15 protein-coding genes and 1 pseudogene are annotated in these 22,712 nt (G+C 62.9%); 3 read left to right on the forward strand and 13 right to left on the reverse strand.

All coding sequences use genetic code 11. The features are described 5' to 3' along the window. Window positions 1–60: 60 nt before the first annotated feature. The 6 genes and pseudogenes from SH412_RS14225 to SH412_RS14250 all read right to left on the reverse strand — a co-directional run bounded on the left by SH412_RS14225 (window position 61) and on the right by SH412_RS14250 (window position 7,661). Window positions 61–1,113 (reverse strand): protein-glutamate methylesterase/protein-glutamine glutaminase, encoded by a 1,053-nt coding sequence (locus SH412_RS14225; protein WP_336518671.1) that lies wholly within the window; start codon window positions 1,111–1,113, stop codon window positions 61–63. 33 nt (window positions 1,114–1,146) lie between these two features. Further along, window positions 1,147–2,694: a CheR family methyltransferase gene (locus SH412_RS14230; RefSeq protein ID WP_336518672.1), complete on the reverse strand. Its 1,548-nt coding sequence runs from the start codon at window positions 2,692–2,694 to the stop codon at window positions 1,147–1,149. Between the two features lie 104 nt (window positions 2,695–2,798). Next, window positions 2,799–4,592, reverse strand: a complete 1,794-nt coding sequence (locus SH412_RS14235; protein WP_336518673.1) for a methyl-accepting chemotaxis protein — start codon at window positions 4,590–4,592, stop codon at window positions 2,799–2,801. A gap of 103 nt (window positions 4,593–4,695) precedes the next feature. After that, window positions 4,696–5,193: a chemotaxis protein CheW gene (locus SH412_RS14240; RefSeq protein WP_336518674.1), complete on the reverse strand. Its 498-nt coding sequence runs from the start codon at window positions 5,191–5,193 to the stop codon at window positions 4,696–4,698. Between the two features lie 218 nt (window positions 5,194–5,411). Next, window positions 5,412–7,118, reverse strand: a pseudogene (locus SH412_RS14245) (chemotaxis protein CheA); the annotation flags it as partial. A 123-nt stretch (window positions 7,119–7,241) separates the two neighbouring features. Then, window positions 7,242–7,661: a hypothetical protein gene (locus SH412_RS14250; protein ID WP_336518676.1), complete on the reverse strand. Its 420-nt coding sequence runs from the start codon at window positions 7,659–7,661 to the stop codon at window positions 7,242–7,244. Between the two features lie 48 nt (window positions 7,662–7,709). Between SH412_RS14250 and SH412_RS14255 the strand changes: the two genes are divergently transcribed. After that, complete coding sequence (locus tag SH412_RS14255) at window positions 7,710–8,045, forward strand: hypothetical protein (protein ID WP_336518677.1); 336 nt, start codon at window positions 7,710–7,712, stop codon at window positions 8,043–8,045. A 166-nt stretch (window positions 8,046–8,211) separates the two neighbouring features. Here SH412_RS14255 and SH412_RS14260 read toward each other — a convergent pair whose 3' ends face one another. Further along, entirely contained in the window at window positions 8,212–9,264 is a 1,053-nt protein-coding gene (locus tag SH412_RS14260; protein ID WP_336518678.1) for a helix-turn-helix transcriptional regulator, read from the reverse strand. Between the two features lie 830 nt (window positions 9,265–10,094). Between SH412_RS14260 and SH412_RS14265 the strand changes: the two genes are divergently transcribed. Together SH412_RS14265 and SH412_RS14270 are read left to right on the forward strand one after the other, a co-directional pair. Next, window positions 10,095–11,795, forward strand: coding sequence for a hybrid sensor histidine kinase/response regulator (locus tag SH412_RS14265; RefSeq protein ID WP_336518679.1), 1,701 nt, complete (start codon window positions 10,095–10,097; stop codon window positions 11,793–11,795). 639 nt (window positions 11,796–12,434) lie between these two features. Beyond that, the gene (locus SH412_RS14270; protein WP_336518680.1) at window positions 12,435–14,660 is read left to right on the forward strand and encodes an RNA polymerase sigma factor; all 2,226 of its coding nucleotides are present in this window, start codon (window positions 12,435–12,437) and stop codon (window positions 14,658–14,660) included. 145 nt (window positions 14,661–14,805) lie between these two features. Here SH412_RS14270 and SH412_RS14275 read toward each other — a convergent pair whose 3' ends face one another. The 6 genes from SH412_RS14275 to SH412_RS14300 form a co-directional block, all read right to left on the reverse strand. Beyond that, complete coding sequence (locus SH412_RS14275) at window positions 14,806–16,185, reverse strand: DUF1501 domain-containing protein (RefSeq protein ID WP_336518681.1); 1,380 nt, start codon at window positions 16,183–16,185, stop codon at window positions 14,806–14,808. Window positions 16,186–16,430: 245 nt separating this feature from the next. Then, a complete protein-coding gene (locus SH412_RS14280; protein ID WP_336518682.1) occupies window positions 16,431–17,801 on the reverse strand; it encodes a Gfo/Idh/MocA family protein in 1,371 nt (456 codons plus the stop codon). A 238-nt stretch (window positions 17,802–18,039) separates the two neighbouring features. Next, a complete protein-coding gene (locus tag SH412_RS14285; protein WP_336518683.1) occupies window positions 18,040–19,101 on the reverse strand; it encodes a linear amide C-N hydrolase in 1,062 nt (353 codons plus the stop codon). Between the two features lie 126 nt (window positions 19,102–19,227). Continuing rightward, on the reverse strand, window positions 19,228–19,458 hold the full coding sequence (ccoS, locus tag SH412_RS14290; protein WP_336518684.1) for a cbb3-type cytochrome oxidase assembly protein CcoS: 231 nt from the start codon (window positions 19,456–19,458) through the stop codon (window positions 19,228–19,230). Next, entirely contained in the window at window positions 19,455–21,938 is a 2,484-nt protein-coding gene (locus tag SH412_RS14295) for a heavy metal translocating P-type ATPase (protein WP_336518685.1), read from the reverse strand. The genes ccoS and SH412_RS14295 overlap by 4 nt, the downstream gene beginning before the upstream one ends. Beyond that, window positions 21,928–22,695, reverse strand: coding sequence for a sulfite exporter TauE/SafE family protein (locus tag SH412_RS14300; RefSeq protein ID WP_336518686.1), 768 nt, complete (start codon window positions 22,693–22,695; stop codon window positions 21,928–21,930). Before SH412_RS14300 ends, SH412_RS14295 begins: the two co-directional genes overlap by 11 nt. Window positions 22,696–22,712: the final 17 nt, after the last annotated feature.

The raw sequence follows: 22,712 nt of genomic DNA on the forward strand, positions 1-22,712 counted from the left end.
ACAAAGTCGCGATACTTATGTTACGCAGTTGCGTTTCTGCATTAGAAACCTACCACCGATTCAGCGGGTGCATTGGAGAAGGCGCATGGGAATCGACTGAAGAGGCAGTATGAATTCGGCGGAATTCAGCGCAATCGCTTCGCGCGGCATCCCGAAGACGACGCAAGTCAGTTCGTCCTGCGCAATCGTTCGGGCTCCGGCCTGACGCATTTCGAGCAAACCTTTGGCCCCGTCGGCGCCCATGCCGGTCAGTATGGCGCCGCACGCATTCGCCCCCAGGACTCGGGCGCACGATTGAAACAGAACGTCAACGGAAGGGCAGTGCCGGGACACCGGCGGCCCCGGGGCGACTTTGACCGAGTAGCTGGCCCCGCTACGGAAGACCGTCATATGCTGGCCGCCGGGCGCCAGCAGCGCGTGACCGTCCAGAATACGATCGCCGTCACTGGCTTCGCTGACGCGAATCCGGCATGAGCCGTCGAGCCGCTTGGCAAAGCTGCGGGTAAAGCCGGTCGGCATATGCAATACAATGACTGTTCCCGGAGCGTCTGCGGGCAGATCCTTCAAGACTTCATAAATCGCCTCGGTGCCTCCCGTTGAAGCACCGATGGCGATGACTTTCTGCGTGCTCTTGATCAGCGACTCTCTGGGGGCTTGAGAGACCTGCGAGTTCGCGGTCGTCGGTCTGGCCGCCGTCGCACGGGTGCGGACTCGCGCCCGTGCGGCGGTTTTTACCTTCGCGACGATTTCGTCGGCCAGTTCTACCGTTCCGGCGCCGACATCCACCTTGGGCTTCGTAATAAAGTCGATGGCCCCCAGCTCCAGCGCCCGGAGCGTCGTTTCGCAGCCATTCTCGGTCAGCGACGAAATCATCACGACCGGGGTCGGCCGTGCGATCATCAGCTTCTGAAGAAACATCAGGCCGTCCATCCGCGGCATTTCGACGTCGAGCGTCAGGACGTCCGGGGAAAGAACTTTGATCTTTTCCCATGCGCTGTATGGATCGGACGCGGTTCCGACAATTTCGATCTCGGGATCGCGCCGCAGGACTTCCTGCAGGATCTGCCGGACGAGTGCAGAATCATCGACGATCAGGACTTTGATGCGCGACATGGGTGCCTCGTGAACGTAGCCCGACGATCGGCCTTATTGAGCGAATCCAGCAGCGCCCGCTTTGCACAGGAACTGAATTTCCTCTTCGACGATCGCCGCAGAGGGGACATTCTGCAGCGTGCGGACGAACGCCTGGCCTGTATGTGGAAGGAACCGGACGTCCAGCGGCGATTCGCCGCCCACGCGTTCCGAGACGATGGGAATCCCCAGCCCGTGGAGGCATGCACGGGCGAATTCGACATTCATATCCCCGATATCCACGTTCTTCGCCGTCGGAATCACATGCCCGCCGCCAAAGATCTTGGCGTGCAGGCGGTCGCGTCGTCCCCCCGCCTTCAGAACCTCGGTCACCAGTTTCTCGATGGCTTTCTCACCGTAGCGTGCGGAGTTCTCTGACTGGTTCGCGTCGCGTGGCAGCATGTAATGATTCATGCCGCCGACGCCGGCTTCGGGATCGAACAGACAGACGGCGACGCAGGATCCCAGGAGCGTCCCCAGTTCCACCGGTTTTGCAGAGGCAGCAATCTCTCCGATGATAATTCGCTGCAGCCCGAGGCCGGCGGCTCTCAACGGTGCGGACGTTCGCCGCGACTGAAGCGCCTGCCCGGAACGTAAGGCGGAACGTATTGGCGATGGATTCGTTCGCGGCGACTGCAGTCGAGCGGCGGGAGTGTGAGGCGTTGTCACGGGAGCGGACAGTCCCGCTGCCTTCCGGGAGAACATTGTGTGGCCGAGCGAGGTCAGCAGGTTTGCTGCCCAATCGACGTTCTCGGAGTGACCGAGAAACAGTACGCCGTCGGGAGGCAGCAGATCGGCCATCTTGCTGACGATACGGATCTGCGTCTCGCGGTCGAAGTAGATCAGAACATTGCGGCAGAAGATCAGGTCGAACTTTGCGTGAATGGGCCACGCGTCCGCGATAAGGTTGATCTGGCGGAAGGCAATCAACCGCCCAAGTTCAGGCCGGGCCTGGAAACGGTCATGAGAGCCGTCGCTGCTGGACTCGAAGTACTTTCGACGGAGCTCCAGGGGAATGTCGACCAGTTGGCTGGAGGCGTACTCGCCGGCTTTGGCCTTCGCCAGGACCTCGGTATCGATATCGGACGCCAGGATCCTCAGATCCCAGGAACTCGCTTTGGCGCCGAAATGCTGCAGGAGCGACATGGAAATCGTGTAGGGTTCTTCTCCGGTCGAACAACCGGCGCTCCAGATCCTCAGCCGCCGCGGTTGTCCTGCCAGAGACCGCTGCTCCGCCTGCGGCAGGACATGGTTGTTCAGATAATCGAAATGATGCGACTCGCGGAAGAAGTTGGTTTTGTTGGTGGTGATGCAGTTGATCATCGACTGGCACTCTGCGCTGCCGGTCCCTTCGCTCAACAGAAAGGCATAGTATTCCGCGAACGTCGGGATCTTCAGTTCGCGCAGTCGTTTGGCGAGTCGCGAGCAGACCAGCGCTTTCTTGGCGGAGCTCAGATTGATTCCGGTCAGTTCGTAGATCAGATCCCGGAAGGCTTGAAACTCTCGATCGGAAATGTCCGTCGGTACGCTGCTCTGTGTTGTGTACTCATCAGCGATCGACATAGTGACTTCCCAGGCCTGCCATGAAACAAGTTAACGAGATAGCCGACCATCGTCCGCCGCCGGGGCCGGTATTGCCGACCCCGGCAGAAGGACTGCTCACTTCGTTAGAACTCTTCGAAAGCACTGTTCACGGAGGCCCCGACCAGGTCGAGTTCGTGCGTCAGTTGTTCGTCGGTCACCTTCCGGAATTCCGACGGCTCCGGACGGAAGGCTTTCGCAGCCGAGGCGCGCTTCGGTGCAGCCGCAGGCTTGCGAGCGGCTGGACGAGCGGCAAAGGTCACCGGCGCCTTCGCGGCCGGCTCGTTGCCGAGCACGAACCGGGCGACCAACTGCTGAAGCTCCTGGGCCTGGCCGGCCAGCGATTCGGCCGTCCCGGAAAGTTCTTCGGTCTGTGAGGCGTTGCCCTGGGTCACCTGGTCCATCTGGGCGACGGCCCGGCTGACCTGGTCGATGCCCGTGGACTGCTCGCGGGAGGCGGCGGCGATCTCGGCGACGATGTCGGTGACTCGCTTGACCGAGGTCACGATTTCCTGGAGAGTCTGGCCGGACTGATTCACAAGCTCCGTTCCTGTCTCGACCTTGCGGACCGAGTCCTGAATCAGCCCCTTGATTTCCTTGGCCGCAGCCGCACTGCGTTGAGCGAGATTGCGGACTTCCCCGGCGACGACGGCGAAGCCGCGTCCCTGTTCGCCGGCCCGGGCGGCTTCCACCGCGGCGTTGAGGGCCAGGAGGTTGGTCTGGAAGGCGATTTCGTCGATGGCGGTAATGATGTCTGCGATCTTCTTGGAAGCTTTGTTGATTTCGTTCATGCCTTCGACGGCGTTGTGGACGACCTGGCCCCCCTTTTCGGCGACTTCGCGGCTACGACAGGCGAGTTGGTTGGCCTGCTGCGCGTTGTCGGCGTTCTGCTTGACGGTCGAAGTAATCTCTTCGAGGCTCGAAGCGGTTTCCTCGAGGCTGGAGGCCTGCTCCTGAGCCCCCGAGCTGATTTCTTCCGAAGCGGCCGACAACTGCGGAGCCGCGGTGGCCAGGGCATCGGCGACCCGGCGAACATCGGTCAGAGCGTTCCGCATGCCGCCGACGGCGCTGTTGAGCGCCGCGGCCATCTGGCCGATTTCGTCCTTCGTGCCCACATCCAGCGACTTCGTGAAGTCGCCGGCGGCGACAGCGTTGAGGATCTCCACAGTGGCGATGAGCGGGCGGGAGATGATGCGGGCAATCATCACGCCAAGCAACAGGCTCAGTGCGATTGCAGTTACGGTTCCGGCTGAGAGCGTCCAGAAGCCCGCGGTCGCGGTCGCCTGTCCGTCGTTGTTCATATCACCGGCGACGTCGGTAATGGTCGCCACCAGCTCGCGGAGTGCCGCCAGCGCCTTGTCAAGCGCGGGGCCGGACTTCGTCAGCGACAGTTCTCTGGCGCGATTCTGCAAAGTGACGCGTTCTTCGTCAGTATTGGCGCCCCACGCCTGGCGGCTGGTGTTGCCGACTTCGCCCGCCGCCGCGAAATACTCCTTGAGGGCAGCTCGGAACGCATCCAGATCCTTCGATTCGTTGCGGCCGGCGCGGGACACTCGGAGAGTTGTCGCGGCGTAAGCTTCCATGCTTTCGGACAAAGTTTTGGCACATTCCATCTGTTCGCGAAGCGCACGATCATGTTCCGCTTCGTCCTTGGCCCCGCTGGCGATGACGCCGAGATTGCGGTACTGGGCCAGCGCGGCGCCGGCTTTAGCGACGTCTGTTGCGGCGACCGTGTAGTCCGCATAGACGATTCGCAGATTCTCCCTGAGCGAGCTGAGAGAATGAATACCCAGACTGCCCATCGTTCCGGTGATGACACATACGATGGCGAAGCTGACCATCAGCTTGCTCTGCGTTTTCAGATTGCGGAACCAGTTCATTGCGCGGCCCTTTGTTGTGGATTTCTCAAGGAAGGACAAACATGCTGAAGGCGAAGCGTGCGTGCGAAGCTCACCTGAGGAACGTCCGGAATTGATTGGCGAATCAGGCTGCCAGCGTCTCGGCTGCCGGCAGTTCGGCTTTCGTGAGCAGCTTGTCGATGTTGAGCAGCGTCACCAGGCGTTCTTCCACCTTGGCCAGCCCGGTGATGAAAGACGTATCCAGCCCGCCGGCCAGTTCGGGCGTCGGTTCGACGTCCTGCATGGAGAAATTCAGGACGTCCGAAACCGTGTCGACGACCAGGCCGGCGACCTGCTTGCCGACGTTGACCACGATGATGACGGTTAAGTTGTCGGCCTCCACCGATGCCATGGAGAACCGCCGACGGAGATCGATCACCGGGACGACCGTTCCCCGCAGATTCATCACGCCCTTGACGTGAGCCGGGGCGTTGGGGATCGGCGTGATCTTGGACATCCCCTTGATTTCCTGGACCTTCAGGATGTCGATGGCGTACTCTTCCTCGTGCAATGTGAACGTCAGAAACTGACGGGGCTCTCCGTCCTGCCCCGACGTCGTGGGACTCGGCGAATCGTTACTCACAGATGACACCTCACTGAACGAAAGTGAAACAGGACATCAGCTCGTTCGGGCCGGAGCTGCACCGGCAGAGTTCAAATTCAGGAGAGAACGCCGTCGGCCGTCGCCAGGGACGTCTGCGCTTCGATATGGGCGAGGTCCGACGGACAGTCGTCGGCGTCGCGGAATGTCGCAGTCGAGTTGAAGGTCAGGCGCGACAGTCGATCGACGCCGCCGATATCGATGATCAGAGCGACGCGTCCATCCCCCAGGATTGTGGCGCCGCAGATTCCGTCGACTTTTTCGTAGTGTTCCTCGACGCTCTTCATCACGACCTGCAACTGCCCCAGCAACTCGTCCACCAGCAGACCGACCTTGCGGCCCTGATTCTCGACAATGACCACCAGGCCTTCGGACGGGTTGGTGACGCCGCCGTTGATTCCGAAGGTTTGATTCAGTCGCAGCAGAGGGACGCTTTCGCCACGTACGACGAGCAGCTCACCTCCGCCGAGCACGCTCCTGAGTTCACCGAGTTTCGGCCGGAAGGATTCGACGACCGACAGGAGGGGCAGAATGTAGACTTCGCCGTCGATGCTGACGGACAGGCCATCCAGAATGGCCATGGTCAACGGCAGCTTGATGCGGAACCGCGTGCCGCGGCCGGCTTCGCTCTTGATGCTGACCGAGCCGTTGAGCGATTCGATATTGCGCTTGACCACATCCATGCCGACGCCGCGGCCTGAGACGTCGCTGACGGCGGATGCGGTCGAGAAGCCCGGCCGGAAGATCAGCGACTGCGACTCTTCTTCGGTCAGCGTCTCATTGGGTCCGATCAGCCCGAGCGAGAGCGCTTTGTTGCGGATTTTGATTGCATCGAGTCCCCTCCCGTTCTCCGCCACGTCGATAATGACGTTGCCTCCTTCGTGAAACGCCACGAGCCGCAGGGTCCCTTCTTCCGGCTTACCGCTCGCGAGACGTTCTTCGGGGCTCTCAATACCGTGGTCGATCGCGTTGCGGATCAGGTGCGTCAGAGGATCGCTGATCTGTTCGATGACCTGCTTGTCCAGCTCAGTCTCTTCGCCGACGATCTCCAGCTCCACCTTCTTTCCCAGGCTCGAAGACAGGTCCCGGACCACGCGGGGAAAGCGACGGAAGATCGTGCCGACTGGAAGCATCCGCACCGACATCACCCGTTCCTGCACCTCCCGCGTACTGCGCTCCATCGCCGCCATTGCTTCCTCCAGCATCGGCGCGATCTCGATCGGCAGGTCGCGAATGGCCTGGTTGACCATCGACTGAGCAATCGCCAGCTCGCCGACCAGATTGATCAATTCGTCGACCTTGTCGATTGAGACGCGAATCGACGAAGCCTCCGTGTGGGCGGCTCCCCCGCTCTTCGCGGCAGACTTCTTCTGAGCGGATTCGCTGGCGGTGGGCCTGGGTGGCTCGGGCGTCTGCTCGCAAACTGTGGCGGAAGCGTCATGCACTTCGTCCCGGTCCGCCGGAACTTCCACGACCGATTTGCCAGACTTTGCCGTTGCCTCGGCGCAGTATCCCGCGGCATCGAAAGTCTCTGGAGCCGCATCGGCTCCATTGGCCTCGAGAACCTGATGGAGCTGTTCGGTAACAGTTGCCAGCTCCGTCGACGGCTCTCCTTCCCCTTTGGCCGCCCGCAGCAGCGAACCAAGAACGTCGGTCGCGTGCAGCAGTACGCTCACATACTCGGGGAGCACGGCAATCGTCTTCGCCCGCATGCGATCCAGCAGGCTTTCCAGAACATGGGTCAGGTTGGCGATCTCGTTGAGCGACAACATCAGACTGTTGCCCTTGATCGTGTGGGCGCCGCGAAAGATCCCGTCCACAAGTTCAATGTTCTGCGGGTCCGCTTCGAGGCCGAGCAGGCCCTGCTCCATCATGGCCAGATGCTCGCGGGCATCTTCGAAGAATGCCTCCATAAACTCGGACATATCGCAATTCATTGGATTGACCCCGCACGTCATTGACTTGCCTGTCGTGTTATGCAGGCAACCGTATGGCACGTTTTTTCAACGCGTGTCGCTTTCGGGAAACAGTCACCGCTTTGCGCCTTTTGTATCCTCCACGGCGCGCAGGCATGCGAACCTCGCGCTAACGCCCCCAAGGTCATTGCGCGAATTGTCACTCATGCCATGGTCGGCCCGGCAAAGACCCGCTCGGCTCTGCTGGCGCCAACTGGTAGTGCGTCCGTGAGCCTGAGTCCGTTCCACGTGACGGCGGACGGGCGCGTCCGCAAAGTCTTTCTCCAGGTGCTCGAAGACTGTGCCTGCACCTCCCGATGCAGCGTCTCCTGATTTCCTCTTCAGCGCCGGCGAGTCGGCCGCTTCGCCAGCAACGATCTGCACCGCGATCTCATTCAGGCGGCCGGCGGCTTCGACCGTAGCGAACGATCCTCGCACGTCGAGTCGTTCGAGGGGTTCGGGGATCGCCGCGATTTCATTGGGTCCCTCGGCCATTGCAAGGTGTCCCAGGCTGGTCCAGCTCCGCACCGACCAGTCACTCATGTGGAACAGCGGGCCGAGCTTCCGCTGGCGGTCGTGCGAGCGTTGCAGCGCTTTGCCTTGAGCGGCGATCCGCTGTTGAGATCATTGCTGAATCGTGGCGGGTTTGATCGTCGCCAGCAGCCGGCCAAAGGTCTCTTGCGGTTGGACGCTTCCAGGGAGTTCGAGGGACGGCTTCAACCACCCTTCGTGCGCCTTCGCCCATTTCACGATCCCCTGGAGGCTGCCGGCTCAGGCGATGACGACGACGCCGCTCATAAGGATCAGCTCGCCGAGCAGGTGCAGGCAGTTGACGGTGCTGCGTGCCGCTTCGAGATCTCGGAATCAGCCGACACGTGAGGCTACGTCATCAGTTTCGAGTTGAAACTTCTGGTGCACTCCGTGCGAAGCCATGTACGCGGAGCGATACAGGCACGACGTCTGTTAAAGGCCGGTTTGCAGCGCCGGCGTAGATCACGCCGAGAGAGCGCCAGCCACGGAAGAGCGACGGCGCAGCGCAAAGGGCTCAATTCAATCGCAAGCTGGATGACCTGGCTGCGGCGATTCGATGCAACTGCTCTCGCCGATACTCCGTCGGATTGACTCCGGTCCAGCGTCGGAACGCACGGAGGAAGGCCGACTTGCAGGAATAACCCAGTTCGTCGCTGATTTCTTCCATCGTCATGCTGGTCGACAGCAACCGCGTCTTTGCCTGTCGGATGCGGCAATCGTCGATGAGCTGCCGATAGGAGAGCCGTTCATCCTCCAGACGCAGTTGCAACGTGCGCGGACTGACGGAAATGGCCTCGGCCGCCTGTGCACAGGTCAGCCATTGCTTCGGTTGATAGGCGTCGATCACCCAGCGGACGATCCCGGAGAACGATTCCGGGCGCTGCAGCGAAATCAAATTATGAACTCGCGTCGGTCCGAGACCCCGATTCCCGCCGCCTTCCGCCGCCAGGATCGGCAGCGAAAGCATGCTTCGGGGAATCGAGAAGCCGTTGACCCCTTGGTTAAAGCGCAGGTTGTGCCACCCCAGAGGTTCGAGTTGCTGCGGGAGCGTCCCGATCGACGAGCCGCATATCAGAGCTTCGTGAGGCGTAAACGCAGGATCGGCGAGTCGAACCATGCGCCGCAACCAGACCAGCTTGGTCAGATCGCAGAACACGTTGGTGTGCGGCAGCAAGTGTGGCTTGAAGCGAGTTCGCAATTGCAGTTCGTCACCCAGCGATTCGATCCAGAATTCCCCGTTCGGGGCATCGTAAGCCAGGAGCCGGCGCAGGTTTTCCAGCAGCGTGCCTAGATTCGGCGACTGCAGAAGTTCGCTGACGATCAGCAGGTTATCGAGACTGGTTTCTTCCAACGCTTGCGCAACCAGCGCAAAGTTTCCCATACGGAGACTCAACGACTGTTTGAACTCCCACAGCCGATAGGAAGAGATCGGCAGGTAGTCGGATTCCAGCACAGCTTCCGGCAGCCCGACGCGGCGTAATTCGGGCTCGACCGGATGCCCCAGTTTCCGAAGGTGCTCAATCAGAGGTCGCAGACGGATGGAATATGCAGCAGCAATCGAAGTCATGGCGGGCAAATCTGGCAGGAGTGCTTTCTGCAATTTAGAAGACCCGGCGACAATCACACAATTGACGGTCGCAATTGTGACATCTATCGGCGAAGTAACGGCCAGAAAGCATTCGGAACTTTAACTTTCGAATTCCTGGTGCTGCAAGCGTCCCACTGAAAGTGAATATCGCTTAGCGGAAACCCGCCGCCGTTCTGCGGTCCGTCCCGTCTCAACGGCGATTCCTCAATGCCGACGCGACGCTGCCGACGACTAGATTGTCCACTATCCCTTCAGCTTGCAAGGGTTACAAGAAAAGGCATCGTTTTCGATCGTTTCCGGTCTCATCCGATGTCTTGGGGAGCCGGATCCGTACACTGCACCATCGCTCGCGGCCAATTTTTTCGCATGCCAGGCGAAAGTGACGCTCGCACGGCAATAAACCTCATCCAAATGCCGGGATGATTCACTAACAGCGGCGGTCCCACGACAGCAGGCGTGGCGCTGGCTCGGCGAACTCTCCCAGGCATCGCCGGCAAAGGTACTTCGGGGCGTTTCTTGAGCACGTCATGGGCAATGGATCCCAGATCGTCAGAAGCGGGAAACATTCACAGAAGTTGCGTGGGCGGAATCCAAGTCATCAAAGGCATGTCCCACGGGACGTCGGCTCATCAGGCTCCCGTTTGATCAGATCGACATTTTGCGCAAACCGCCGACACAAATGCCGATTTCTTCTTAGTCGCCGTCAACGTGCCCGAGATTACATTCGCAAGACGCGTCGAACTGACTGCGTCCGGCAGTATACGTCGTGCGAGAGCGTCGGCGCCTGCACCTTCCTGCAACTCCTGCCCGTGACCACTGCCATGCTTCTGCCGAAGTCGACCGCTCCGTGCGACGAGAATTGTTTTTCCGCCGCGTCGTCGTCGGCAGTCGCCCAGATCACTGCCTGCGGAAAGATCCTGTCTCTCAATCGAGCTGCAGAGCATCTGCTTCGGTATTCGGCCTCTGACCTGGTTGGTCGCCCGCTGACCGCCCTGCTGGAGCCGCGCAGCGACGACTTCGCCGAGGCCGCCCTCCGCGCGATCCTCGATGACGCCGACGGCATTTCTTCGCGCGACACCATCCCGACCACGCTGCGTTGTGGCGACGGTTCCCTTCTGACAGGGCTGCTCGTGGCCGGGGAACCATCGTCGACGGGCGGCTGTCGGTCGATCACGCTCCTCCCCAATTGCGACGGACAGAATGCCGCTCGGCAGCGAATCGAAGCACTCGAAGCAGAGGTCGACCTTCAGAGCCGTCGCGCGGACGACTGGGCTTTCGAACGGAAGAGGCTTGAGAACGTGAGCCGGCTCCTCGCTGACGAGGTCGCCGGCCTCAGACGCTCCAAGTCTGAATTCCTTTCCAACATGAGTCACGAACTCCGCACGCCCCTGACCGCTATCCTGGGTTTTGCAGAGCTGATCTGCGATGCCCCGGGGGCCGACGAGACGGCCGAGTTCGCCGACCGCATTCGCACCAACGGCCGCCAACTGCTCCTCCTGTTGGATGACCTGCTCAGCCTGGCGCGAGCCGAAGCCGGAACGGCAACGCTCGTCATCGACACTTTCTCGCCCATCACCGTCCTGAACGACGTAGTGCAACAGTTTCGTTCCCAGTCCGCCATCCGAGGTCTCCTGCTGGAGACGCAGATCGGTCATGGTATCCCGAAACTGATCGAATCCGACGCCGACAAGTTCCGACAAATCGCCGTCAATCTCGTTTCGAATGCGCTCAAGTTCACGCAGTCCGGCGGCATCCTCGTGCGAATGATGGTGGATCCCTCACCAAAGCCTCCCCAACTTCGCGTCGACGTCGTCGATTCCGGCATTGGCATCCCTATCGAGAGACTCGAAGAAATCTACGAGCCGTTCATGCAGGCCGACTCCTCCTCCTCGCGGACTTACGGCGGCGCCGGCCTCGGCCTCCCACTCTGCAAGCATTACGCCGAACTGCTGGGAGGACGCATCGAATTCGCCAGCATCGTCGGCCGGGGGACCACCGCGTCGTTCTGGATCGCGCTCGAATCAGCCGACATGGCTCCCGCTCAGCAGCCGACTCCCGACGCGACGCCCCTGATTGCCGGTGACCTGCTGGGACGCCTCATTCTGATCGTGGAAGACAGTCCCGAGAATTTTGCCCTGTTTTCTCGAATTGTCACCAAAGCCGGGGCAACTGTCCGAGATGCATCAAACGGACAGGCCGGCGTCGAACTTGTGAACGCTGCGATCAACTGCCGCGAACCGATCGACGCCATCCTGCTCGACATGCAGATGCCCGTCATGGACGGCTACACGGCGGCCCGGCAGATCCGCCAGCTCGGTTATACCGGGCCAATCATCGCCGTCACGGCGGACAATACGGATCGCGCTCGCGCCAACACCATCGCCGCCGGCTGCGACGCCTGCCTGTTCAAGCCGATTCAACGTCACGAACTCGTCAATCTCCTGCAACAGTTCCTGCTCCTCAAGCAGCATCGCAGGGCCGTCATTGACCAGGAATTGATGTGGGAATGACTTCAGTTTTCGAACACGCGCAAACCTTTCTCGGTCACGTCAACGACTGCCGCCACTGATGGCTGGCAGCAGAAATTGCCGAGGCGATTTGAGATCGCTGTACGGAATGAATCACAGATTCGCTCGACTTCCCTGACTCATTCCGGCTCATCCGACTGGAGCTGAGGAACGCTCGCAGGAATTCACAATGAGCGCACTTGGAATTCCTCTGGCTGCCTGTACCCTGGTGATCACGGCTTGTGCTGGAGCAGCGATAACCGACCGTGCTGTCGACGCCGCGACGATTCAGTCCATCGATGGCTATTGTTCGGTCAGTTGGAGTCGAGCCAGTATTCTGCGTCAGGGTTGGGACGACTGCACCCAGCACGCGATCGTTCGCCTGTTGACGGACATGTCGCGATGAGCCGAAAACAATCTGGTGGGACTGGTTGGAGACGCCCCCGATGTTGGAGCGACAACTTCCAACAACACCCGCCGACAATCAGCAACATCACTCCCAGCCCCGACAGACACCCTGTCTGCCGGGCCGCTTTTCGCTGCCCGACCGATTCTGAAATTCTTTCGAAATTCTGCGCCCGCGCGCCGCGACTCGCGGCACTATAGTGATGAACATCCCTGTCTCATCGCGACTGGTCGCTCATGTCCGCCACCCCGCTGCCATTGAATCCCGCCTCCGATTCCCGGACTGACGCCGAGCTGCTCCTGCGTTTCACCGAGGGGCACGACCGTCAGGCTGCGGAGGAGCTGATTCGTCGGCATGGCCGGCTGGTCATGGGTGTCTGCCGGCGAATTCTGGGCCGGGCGGCCGACGCCGACGATGCCTTTCAGGCGACGTTTCTGGTCCTGCTGCGGGGAGGACTGCGCCTCCGGCAACCCCGGTCGCTGTCGGCCTGGTTGTATGGCACCGCGTGGCGGATCGCTGTCCGCTTGCGATCGAAGCTGGCCCGGCAGCAGTCGATGGAGGCCGGCATGGAACCACATGAGACTGAAAACCCTTTCGAACAAGTCGCGGCCCGGCACGACCTGGAAGTCTTCGACGCCGAGCTGGCACGGCTGCCGGACCGCTACCGCGAACCGCTGGTGCTGCATTACCTCGAAGGCCTGACGCAGCGGGAAATCGCCGGCGTCATGGGGGCGACGGAATCGGCCGTGGACGGGTTGCTCAAGCGCGGCCGGACGGAATTGCGGGCGCGGCTGGCCCGGCGGGGCGTTGTGCTGACGACGACGCTGGCGGCGGTCGCCGTGCAGGAGACGGCCGTCTATGCGGCGGACTGGTCGCCGCTGGTGGAAGCGACGATTCAGGCGGCGACGATGCAATCGCCACAGGTGTGGGAAAACGCCTCGAACGCCCCGCGGGCGGAGACACTCTTTCAACAGGAGCTGAAAATCATGTGGCTGCAGAAACTGACATTGGGCGGGGCGATTGCCGCCGGCGGTACGCTGGCCGTGACGCTGCTGGGCTGGACGCTGCTGGGGAACGGTCTGACGGTCGGCGCGGCGGAGGGGCCGTCGGGACTGACGCCGGTCAGGAGTGAAATCGTGCTGGCGGCGGCGGAAGAGCCGCCGCCGGTCGCCGTGGAAGCACCCGCGGCAGGTGGCGGGGCAGGAAGTGCGCCGATGCCCGCCGGGGCATTCCCGGAAGGGGCTTCGGGAGCGTTTGGCGGTGGTGCGCTGGGCGGTGGACCGTTCAATGCTGGAGCCGGGACTGGCGGCGGAGATGCCCCGGGAGGACTTTCCGGATTCTCGGGCGGCGGATTCCCGGGCGCCGGCGGCGGCCTGGGAGGTGGAGGGTCTCCGGGCGCGAAGCTTTCGATGCCGCTCGACCAGGAAACGCTCGACGAACTGCTGGCACGGCCAATCGAACTCGCCTACCAGCAGGTCGACTGGATCGCCATGCTGACGACGCTGCAGCTCAACGGCCTGCCAATCGAACTGGACCTGGTCAAGGAGCTGCCACGACTCGGCGTGAATCCGCTGGAGAAGGTGGATCTCAACATCGGCAAAGTTTCGACAAAGACGGCCCTGCGACTGCTGCTGAAGCCGCATGGCCTGGAAACGCAACTAATTGACGGCAATCTGAAGATCGTGCGGTCGGACTCAGTGATGGGTGGGATGGGAGGCGGACCAGGAGTCGGAGCAATGCCGGGGATGCCTGGCGGAGCCGGGATGATGGCCGGTATGGGAGGGGCCTCCGGCTTCGTGATGGGACGCGCGGGAGGATCCGGGATGATACTCCTCGACGCTGGCACGATGCCGGCGGGTATCGCGGGCGGCAGTCCGTCCGGGCCGGCCTTGCAGCGGGCGGGTGCTACCGATCTGGAACGGAGAATCGAGAAAGCCTTGCGCGAGCCCTCAGAGGTTGATTTCGTCGATATGCCTCTGAAGGAAGCGCTCGACTTCCTGAAGCAGCACCACGACATTCAGATCTGGGCCGATGAGGTCAAGCTGCAGGATGCCGGGATCGGAATCGATACGCCGGTCACGCTCCAGATTCACGGGGTCGCGCTGCACAGTCTGCTGAATCTGCTGCTCCTGCCGCAGGGGCTGGACTACATGATCGAAGACGAAGTTCTGAAGATCACGACGGGTGAAGTGGTCCAAGAGCGGTCGATCAATCGCGTGTTTCGCTCCCGCCTGGATGGGCTGACCATCAAGATGCTGGCCGAGACCGCCAGCGTCGAAATCAAGGAGGTCACCGGAACGCGGAGCGAGGAGAGGGTCGTGGTCGTGGTTGGAAACCCTCGCACCCTGCGAGAATTTGAACGGCTGGCCGATGAGGTCCTCGAAGCGATGAATCCCGCGGCCGAGGCGGCCGTTCCGCCGGCAGGCCGGGGACGTACGGACGCTACAAAACAGGTCGAGTGAAGAGGCGAAGAAGAAGGTGGGCACAGCCCACGCTGCGGACTGGGTCGTCGAAGACTCCGAAGCCAGCCACCCCAGTCGCATCGTCCTGTTTGGAGTCTGGTGTTTAAGATTTGGCGATTGCTTCGGATTTCGAGTTTTCCGCCGTCTACAGCAGTTCCTCAAGCACCGTTCCCGGCTCCAGGGCCGGGACGGGGCGGCCGGAGTGATTCAGGAAGTTCACGTGCGGGTCGATTCCCAGGACGCGGAACATGGTGTGATGGATGTCCGGGGGAGTGACCGGGCGGTCCTGGGGGACTTCGCCGAGGCGGTTGGTCGAACCGACGATCTGGCCGCCCCTGATGCCGCCGCCACCCATCAGGCAGAACATGGCGTTCCCCCAGTGGTCGCGGCCGGGGGTGCCCATGCTGAGGGGAGGTCCGCCGTTGCCGCCGTTGTTCATGCGGGGGGTCCGGCTGAACTCGCCGCAGAGCATGACCATGACCTTTTCGGACAGGCCGCGCTGTTCGAGGTCTTCGAACAACGCTGATACAAGGCTGTCGACCATCGGCAGGTAGCGTTCCATGCCCGACTTGAGATCCCAATGGTGATCCCAGCCGCCGAGATGAACGGTGACGAAGGTCGTTCCCGCTTCGACGAGCCGGCGGGCGAGGAGCGTACTCTGACCCCACGAGTGTCGTCCGTATCGATCCCGCATGCGGGGATCTTCCTGGCTGATATCGAACGCCTTGCGGGCGGACGCGCCGGCGACCAGCTCGAAGGCCTGCTGATCGAAGCGGTCCATGGCTTCGAGCGTGCCGCGGGCGTCGACGTCGCGGCGGAGCCGGTCGAACTGCCGGGCAAGAGCCGTCCGGTTTTCCAGGCGGTCGAGCGACATGCCGCCGGGCATTTCGATGTTCTGGACCTTGAAGCTGGCATTGTTCGGATCCCCGTCGGTTTCGAAGGGGTTGTTGGCGACGCCCAGGTAGTTCGCCCCGAAGTAGCCTGGGCGGAGGCCGATGCTCATCCCGTAGGGGACGGCGACATACGGCGGCATGCCGGGCTGGCGGGGGCCGGTCATTTTGGTCGCGACGGAGCCGACGAACGGGGCTTTGCCGGGGGTATCTGCCCCGCTGGCGCCGCCCCGGCCGGTGAGCATGAAGTGCCCGGCGGTGAAGTGGTCGCCGTTGTCGTGGTGCAGGGATCGGACGATCGAAAACTTATCCGCGCAGCGGGCCTGCAGCGGGAACAGTTCCGAGATCTCCATGCCCTCGACGTTCGTGCGGATGGGGTTCCAGATCCCGCGGTACTCGGCGGGGGCTTCGGGCTTGAGGTCGTAGAGATCCATGTGCCCGGGGCCGCCGTCCAGCCAGATGAGGATGACGGAGGTGTCTTTGCGGGAAAGCCCCTGATTGGCCGATTCTTCTTTGGCCTGAAGGAGTTGCGGCAGGCCAAGGGCGCCCATCCCGGCCATGCCAAGCTGGACGAAACTGCGGCGATTCAGGCCATCGCAATAGCGACCGGACGTTCCAGCTTCAATGCGGAACATGGCAGGACTCCGACGAGGCAGGCGGGGGTACTTGGCGGGATCAACATATCAACCGATATGAATCTATCGGGTTTGAGACGGGCGGTCAATCAGATTCCGGAAGGGAATCGGGAGTCGCGAATTGCGAATCGCCCGAGCAAGTGGCCTGATTGCGAGGCGCTTTTCGCTGAACTGAGTGAAACGCCGGGGGCGGAAGGGCTGGCTGCCAATCGCTCCCGGCCCCCGGGCTCACGTCGAACGGAGCGTTACATGTTGATTTCGAATCCCTTGCGGCTTTCGCGCGCCAGGAAGGAATTCGCTTGCGCGTCGCCGATGATCTCCCGCTGGACGGGATCCCACTTCAGCTCCCGGCCCAGACGCATCGCAATGTTCGAGAGGTGGCAGATCTCGAGCATCCGGTTGTGCGACCAGACGTCGGAGATCGGCTGCTTCCGCGAATGCATCGCTTCAATGAAGTTCGCCGTATGGTTCTCGCTCACCTTGCCGCCGTAAACCGCTTCGATCGCCCCTTCCGGCAAAGGCTTGTCCTTCAGATCCTCGACCGGTTTGCCGGCGATCTTGCCGCGGTTGACGAAGAACCGGCCCTCCGTCCCCTCGAACAGAATTCCGTTGTCGCCTTCGCTGGTGATGATCATTTCGACGTCGTTCGGCATGTCGACGCGGATGTTGAACTTCGTCGCCGCGTTGTACTGATCGTGGACGACGGGATTGCCGTCCTTGTACTCGACCGGCAACGTGTAATCGACGGGGGTGACTTTGCTCGGCCCCGTTTCGCTGGCGCCGAGCGCCCAGCAGGCGATGTCCACGTGGTGGGCGCCCCAGTCGGTGAGCTTTCCGCCGGAGTATTCGTGCCAGTTCCGGAATGAGTAATGGCAATTGCTGTAGAGCGGCACGCCGCCGCCGTAACCTTCGCGCAGCTCCGGGAGCGCCCGATAGGCCACCTGCTGGGCCGGTCCGAGCCAGAAGTCCCAGTCCAGTCCTTCGGGAACCGGTGCCTCCGGAATGACCGGCGAAGCTTCCATGCCGTTGATGCCGCAGGTCACCTTCTTCACCGTGCCGATGCGGCCGTCCCGGATCAGGGCGATGGCCTGCAGGAACCGCTGATCGATTTCGGTCCGCTGCATCGTGCCGACCTGAAACACCCGGCCGGTCTCCTTGACGACCTTTTCGATGAGCTTCCCCTCATCAATGGTCAGCGTCAGCGGCTTTTCGCAGTAGACGTCTTTGCCGGCGTACATGGCTTCGACGGCGATCTTGGTGTGCCAGTGGTCCGGCGTCGCGATCATGACCGCATCAATGTCTTTCCGGTCGAGGATCTTCCGGTAGTCCTTGTAGGCGTCGGGCTTCTTACCCTGGGCTTTCTCCACCTTTTCCACGTAGTCGCCCAGCACGTTGGCATCGACGTCGGCCAGAGCCGCGAAATCGGCAAACTTGAACGACTTGCTGGTGATCGCCCACCCTTGATTGCGCAGGCCGATTGTCGCGAAAACCGGGCGGGCGTTGGAGGATTCCCTCCCGAAGGCACGATTCGCCGACGGGAGCAGAACGCTGGCGGCTCCCGCGGCCGCAGCCCCTTGAAGAAACTGGCGACGGGAAATCTGGTGCGATGCTGGCATCTGTGGTGTCCTTCCGGAGAAAACGAGCGTAAGCGTCCGCAGGGAGCTTGCTCCCGCCACAATACCGGAAATTGCCGGCCGCTTGAAAGTTCCGGCCGGAGTCCGCGGCGAATGACGGACCTGCAGAGCGGTCGGTTCAGCGGTCCGTCGAGCGGCAGGGCGATCGTCGGAGAGGGGCCGACGCGGATTCGGGCCTGCAGAACTCCGGGAGGAGGAAGAGGAGCGACTGCTCAGTCCGCTACTTGATTTCAGGGGCCAGGAACTTGAACGGCTCCGCCGGCAGGAAGCTCTTCGTCTGGTCGCCGCCGAGATCCGGATTGCCGACCAGGGTCAGCTTGCGGGTGCCGGTCCCCGCGGCAAAGTCAATCTCACGGAGCTTGACCCAGATCAGGCTGGGACTGGCGGTGTTCTCGAAGTAATAGACACGGCTTCTCTGGTCGGCAACCGTCCGCCAGAGGGTCGACGCAATATTCGGTTGATCCTTCGTGCTGATGCCGCGGGGAACGCTGACGTTGCGCATCACGCTGAAGACGCTGGCGACGGCTTCGCGCGGCTCCGAGGTCTGGGTGCAGGCGTTGATGTAGAAGGACGCGCGCGCGAACCGGTCGGCGGCCCGATTCGTGCCAGGCAGCATGACCGTTCCGCCGATCTGCTGCCAGTATTTGTCGAGGGCGATCTGCTCGTCGAAGACCGGGGAATTGGTCATGACCTGGAACTGACGACCGTGGTGAATCACGAGCTTTCCGCCGACGTACTCGAAGATCGCCGAATCGCCCGACGGGTCGGAGATGGCGAGGTGCACGGTCCCGGCGGCTCCGTTGGGAGCGACCACCGGCACGACCCGGAACGATTCCTTTTTCAGTTCGGCGACCGTTTCGGCGACCGTTTTGAAGTTGTCGAGAACATATTGCATCCACGCGGTGATCACGACGGCGGGGCGGGTATCGGAGGCCGGAGGGTACTCGGATTCAGCGAGATACAGCAGGTTTGCGACCAGCCCTTGCTCGTTCATTCCGTCCGCCGACCCGCCCTCGTAGAGCGAGGCGACGACGCTGCCGTAGCGGCTGGTCCACTTGAGTGAGGCAGCGCCCAGGCCGCCGTCGCGCGGCATGCCGCGGGGGAAGATCCAGAGATTGCTGTGCAGGTCTTCCTTCCAGTCCATCGATCGTCCGGTGACGACCATGCCGTCCTTGCCGAGATAGACGGCGCGAGTACAGGCGCTCGCCGCTGGCAGACTGGCCGCCAGCGCAACGACGGAGACAGACGCGAGAACGAGCGACACGGACGGGAGCATGCGCATGCTGGGACGCCTTTTCGAGAGATCGATAAGGGCTGATCGGCGAGCCCTCGGGAAACGTCAGCCCGCAGGTTACCGCGCGACTCCCGGCCTGCAAGCAGAAGTGTTGCCTTTCGGCATCGTTGACCGTCAAGTCGGCTGCGGCCTGCCGGCTGAAGGGTTTCTGCCGTCCGCAGCGGCCTTGGGATCGCTCCCCTTGGACCGCGAACGCGGGACGGTCGGGGGATCGTCGAACACGGCTCGGAACGGCGGCGTTTCCAGATCGTCGAGTTGCCCGGATCGCAAAGTCCAGGCAAACGCCGCCAGGGCGGCTGCTCCCAAAGCGATGGCGACCGGCACCGCGATATAGAGGACGCTCATGGTTGCCTCGGAAATGTGCGCTGCAGCAGAGCCAGGGTGGTGACGGAGAGGGAACTCAAGGGCATCAGAACGGCGGCCAGCAGCGGCGTGATGCAGCCCGCCACGGCCAGCCCGATCGCCGTCAGATTATACGCCAGCGAGAGGAGCAGACCGTAGCGGATGGCGGCCACGGTTTTCCGGCTCCCTTCGAGCAGCCCAATCAGCGATCTCAGGCCGGGCTGTCCGAGGTAGACCGGAGCCGCCTGCAGACTGGCCTCGGCGCCGCCGTGGACGGCCACGCCGACGTCAGCCGCGGCCAGGGCGGCGGCGTCATTCACGCCGTCGCCGACCATGACCACCGTGTGTGACAGCGCATCCCGCTGCACGATGGCGAGCTTGTCCTCGGGGATCGCTCCGCCGATGGCCCGTTCCGGCGGAATGCCGAGCTGGCTCGCCACGGCCTGGACGATTTCCGGCTGGTCACCCGATAGAATTCCGACCTGCCAGCCCATCCTCTGAAGTTGCCCCACGGCCGCCGCCGAGTCGGGGCGGAGGCCGTCGCCGATGGCTGCCAGTGCGACGAGCCGCCCCCCCTCCGCCACATAGAGCGGCGAGGCGCCGATGGTCGGCAACAGCGTCTTCCATCGCGCTTCTGCGGCGAGATCGACGTTGTGGTCCGTGAGGAACCGCCGCGATCCAACGAGCAGGTGGCGACCACCGACGATCCCTCTGACGCCGCGACCTGGTTCGTAGACGGAATCAACGACCGAGACGTCCTGCGATTCGGCTGCGGGTGGGAGATCCCGGACGAGGCATTCGGCGAGCGGATGGACAACCCCCTGCTCCAGCGCGCGGACGTGGGGCTGCAAAGATTGATCGCCGAGCCAGTTGCGGAGGGTCATGCGACCGGTGGTCAGCGTACCGGTTTTGTCGAGCCAGAGGATGCCCGGACGCGTTAATCGTTCGAAGACTTCGCCGCCGCGGATGAGGATGGAACTGCGAGCGGCCCGTCCGAGGGCCACGGCGATCGTCAGGGGCGTCGCCAGCCCCAGCGCGCACGGGCAGGCGACGATCAGCAGGGCGATGGTATGTTCGAGGGCGATGTCGATCCCCGCCGACCGCCAGAGAGTCAGCGTGACGACCGCCAGTCCGAGGACGACGAACAGAAAAACGCCCGACACTCGATTCGCCAGCTCGACGATCGGGGCGTGGCTGAGCGAAGCGGATTCCACCAGTTCGGAAATCCGCCCGATCCGACTGTCGCGACCGACTGCGGTCACGCGGACCCGGAGCAGCGATGTCAGGTTGGTCGCCCCGGCGGTGACGGCATCTCCGACGGCGATCGGGATGCCCGCCGATTCGCCGGTGAGGAGGGACTGGTCGAGGGTGGAGCGACCGGATTCGACGACGCCGTCCGCGGGGACGAGATCACCAGCGCGGATTTCAACGACGTCGCCGGTCTGCAGGGCTTCGACCGGCACAGTCTGCGGCACGCCGAGCGAATCGAATCGTCGGGCGGTGCGAGGGGTGAGGCTGCGCAGCAGCGCCACGCTGTCGGCGGCCCGCTGCTGCTGGCGGAACTGAAAGTAGCGTCCGACGAGCAGCACGAAGATCAGCATGCAGAGGGAGTCGAAGTAGATCTCGCCGGTCCCGCGGATGGTGTTGATGAGCCCCATCACGCCGCCGGCCGTCAGGCCGATGGCGAGCGAGACGTCCATGTGCGGAGATCGGCTGCGGAGGGCCTGCCAGGCGCCGCGGTAGAATGTGGCGCCTGGCCAGGCGAGCGAAACCAGGCCCAGGCCGGCGCTGACCCAGCGGAAAAAGGTGGCGTGCTCAGCGGCGATGCCGGAAAACCAGCCCGCGTAGAGGGCAATGGCGACAAGCATTGCGTTTCCCGCGCACACACCGGCAACGGCCAGCCGCAGAAGCTGCCGGCGGTTTTCTCGAATGCGGAGTTCGGCCTGAGCTTCAAGGGTGCCCGGGTGGACCAGATACCCGAGGTCAGCGAAGCGGCGAGCGATTTCCGAGAGCGTGACGGTTTGCGGATTCCAGCGGACGGACGCGGAGCGGCGGGCCAGATTGATGCGGGTTTCGAGCAGGCCCGGAACCAGTTGCGGGAGTTTTTCGAGGAGCCAGACGCAGGCGGCGCAATGCAGGCCCTCAATGAGCAGAGTGACTTCGCGAAGATTGCCGGCCAGGGGGCGGACGTACTGCCGTTGAAAGGCCTCGTGGTCGAACTCGGCGAACTGTTCGTCGCGCGGCCCGGCCGGCTGCGGGCGGGTGTCGAGCTGGTCGCAGATGTCGTAGAAGCCGTCGAGGCCATGCCCGTGGATGATCTGCCAGGCTCCTGCGCAACCGTGGCAGCAGAACTGTTCCTCGCGCGAACGATCGATCAGCCCGGCGGGAACGGGCAGGCGGCAATGGGTACAGGCCACCCGGACCGGCTCTGCGGCCGGTTCGCGTCGAGATTCCACGGGGGGCATCAGGGTGTCAGTCGACATGGCAGCACGGGAGTTTCGCTTGAGACGCTGCCTGGACCTGTTCGACGACGGTCGGACAGGCGGAGACTTCGGCCGTGAGTCGGGCCGGATCGGCGCTGGCGCGGGCGGCGAGGGTCCAGGTTCCGACGAGCAGCATGACGGTGGCGGAGATCCAGGGCATGGCGGTCCGCCAGCGGGGGGCCAGGGCGGCAGCGCCCCAGCCGAGCAGGCTCAGCACGGGGAGGCTGCCGAGCCAGAAGGCGGTCATCAGCGTCAGTGCACTGGCCAGCGAACCGGCGCCGGCGGCTATCAGCAGGAACGCATACAGCCAGCCGCAGGGGAGCCAGGTCGTCAGGGCGCCGATCCACCAGGCCCTTGGGATGGGAGACCATTGGGCGGCGCGGCGAAAGCCGGCGTGAATCGTCTGGACCCAGCCGCGCGGCATCGGGAACTGCCTCCAGGGCACCCCCAGCAGTCGGAGCAGCGAAACGCCACCCATCAGCAGCATGGCGGCGCCGGCGACGTAAGCGCCGACCTGCTGCAGTCCCCAGAGCTGTCCGGTGCGGTTGAGCGCGAGACCGGCCAGGCCGGCGAAGAGTCCAAGGACCAGGTAAGTGGTCAACCGCCCGAGATGGTAAGCGCTCAATGCGCCCAGAAAGTTCGACCGGCTGCGATCGGTCCCGGTCGCCAGCATCACAAACGGGCCGCACATGCCGGCGCAATGAGCGCTCCCCAGCAGGCTGGCGGCAAACACGGTGGCGGCGAGAGGGAAATTCATGATGACTTCAACGTGTG

Source organism: Planctellipticum variicoloris, from assembly GCF_030622045.1.
Taxonomy (GTDB): domain Bacteria; phylum Planctomycetota; class Planctomycetia; order Planctomycetales; family Planctomycetaceae; genus Planctellipticum; species Planctellipticum variicoloris.

Bases quoted from the DNA above. Each gene is read 5' to 3' on its own strand.
- SH412_RS14225 (WP_336518671.1), bottom strand. From the start codon at position 1,113: ATGTCGCGCATCAAAGTCCTGATCGTCGATGATTCTGCACTCGTCCGG.
- SH412_RS14230 (WP_336518672.1), bottom strand. From the start codon at position 2,694: ATGTCGATCGCTGATGAGTACACAACACAGAGCAGCGTACCGACGGAC.
- SH412_RS14235 (WP_336518673.1), bottom strand. From the start codon at position 4,592: ATGAACTGGTTCCGCAATCTGAAAACGCAGAGCAAGCTGATGGTCAGC.
- SH412_RS14250 (WP_336518676.1), bottom strand. From the start codon at position 7,661: ATGGCCGAGGGACCCAATGAAATCGCGGCGATCCCCGAACCCCTCGAA.
- SH412_RS14260 (WP_336518678.1), bottom strand. From the start codon at position 9,264: ATGACTTCGATTGCTGCTGCATATTCCATCCGTCTGCGACCTCTGATT.
- SH412_RS14270 (WP_336518680.1), top strand. From the start codon at position 12,435: ATGTCCGCCACCCCGCTGCCATTGAATCCCGCCTCCGATTCCCGGACT.
- SH412_RS14275 (WP_336518681.1), bottom strand. From the start codon at position 16,185: ATGTTCCGCATTGAAGCTGGAACGTCCGGTCGCTATTGCGATGGCCTG.
- SH412_RS14280 (WP_336518682.1), bottom strand. From the start codon at position 17,801: ATGCCAGCATCGCACCAGATTTCCCGTCGCCAGTTTCTTCAAGGGGCT.
- SH412_RS14285 (WP_336518683.1), bottom strand. From the start codon at position 19,101: ATGCGCATGCTCCCGTCCGTGTCGCTCGTTCTCGCGTCTGTCTCCGTC.
- ccoS (WP_336518684.1), bottom strand. From the start codon at position 19,458: ATGAGCGTCCTCTATATCGCGGTGCCGGTCGCCATCGCTTTGGGAGCA.
- SH412_RS14295 (WP_336518685.1), bottom strand. From the start codon at position 21,938: ATGTCGACTGACACCCTGATGCCCCCCGTGGAATCTCGACGCGAACCG.
- SH412_RS14300 (WP_336518686.1), bottom strand. From the start codon at position 22,695: ATGAATTTCCCTCTCGCCGCCACCGTGTTTGCCGCCAGCCTGCTGGGG.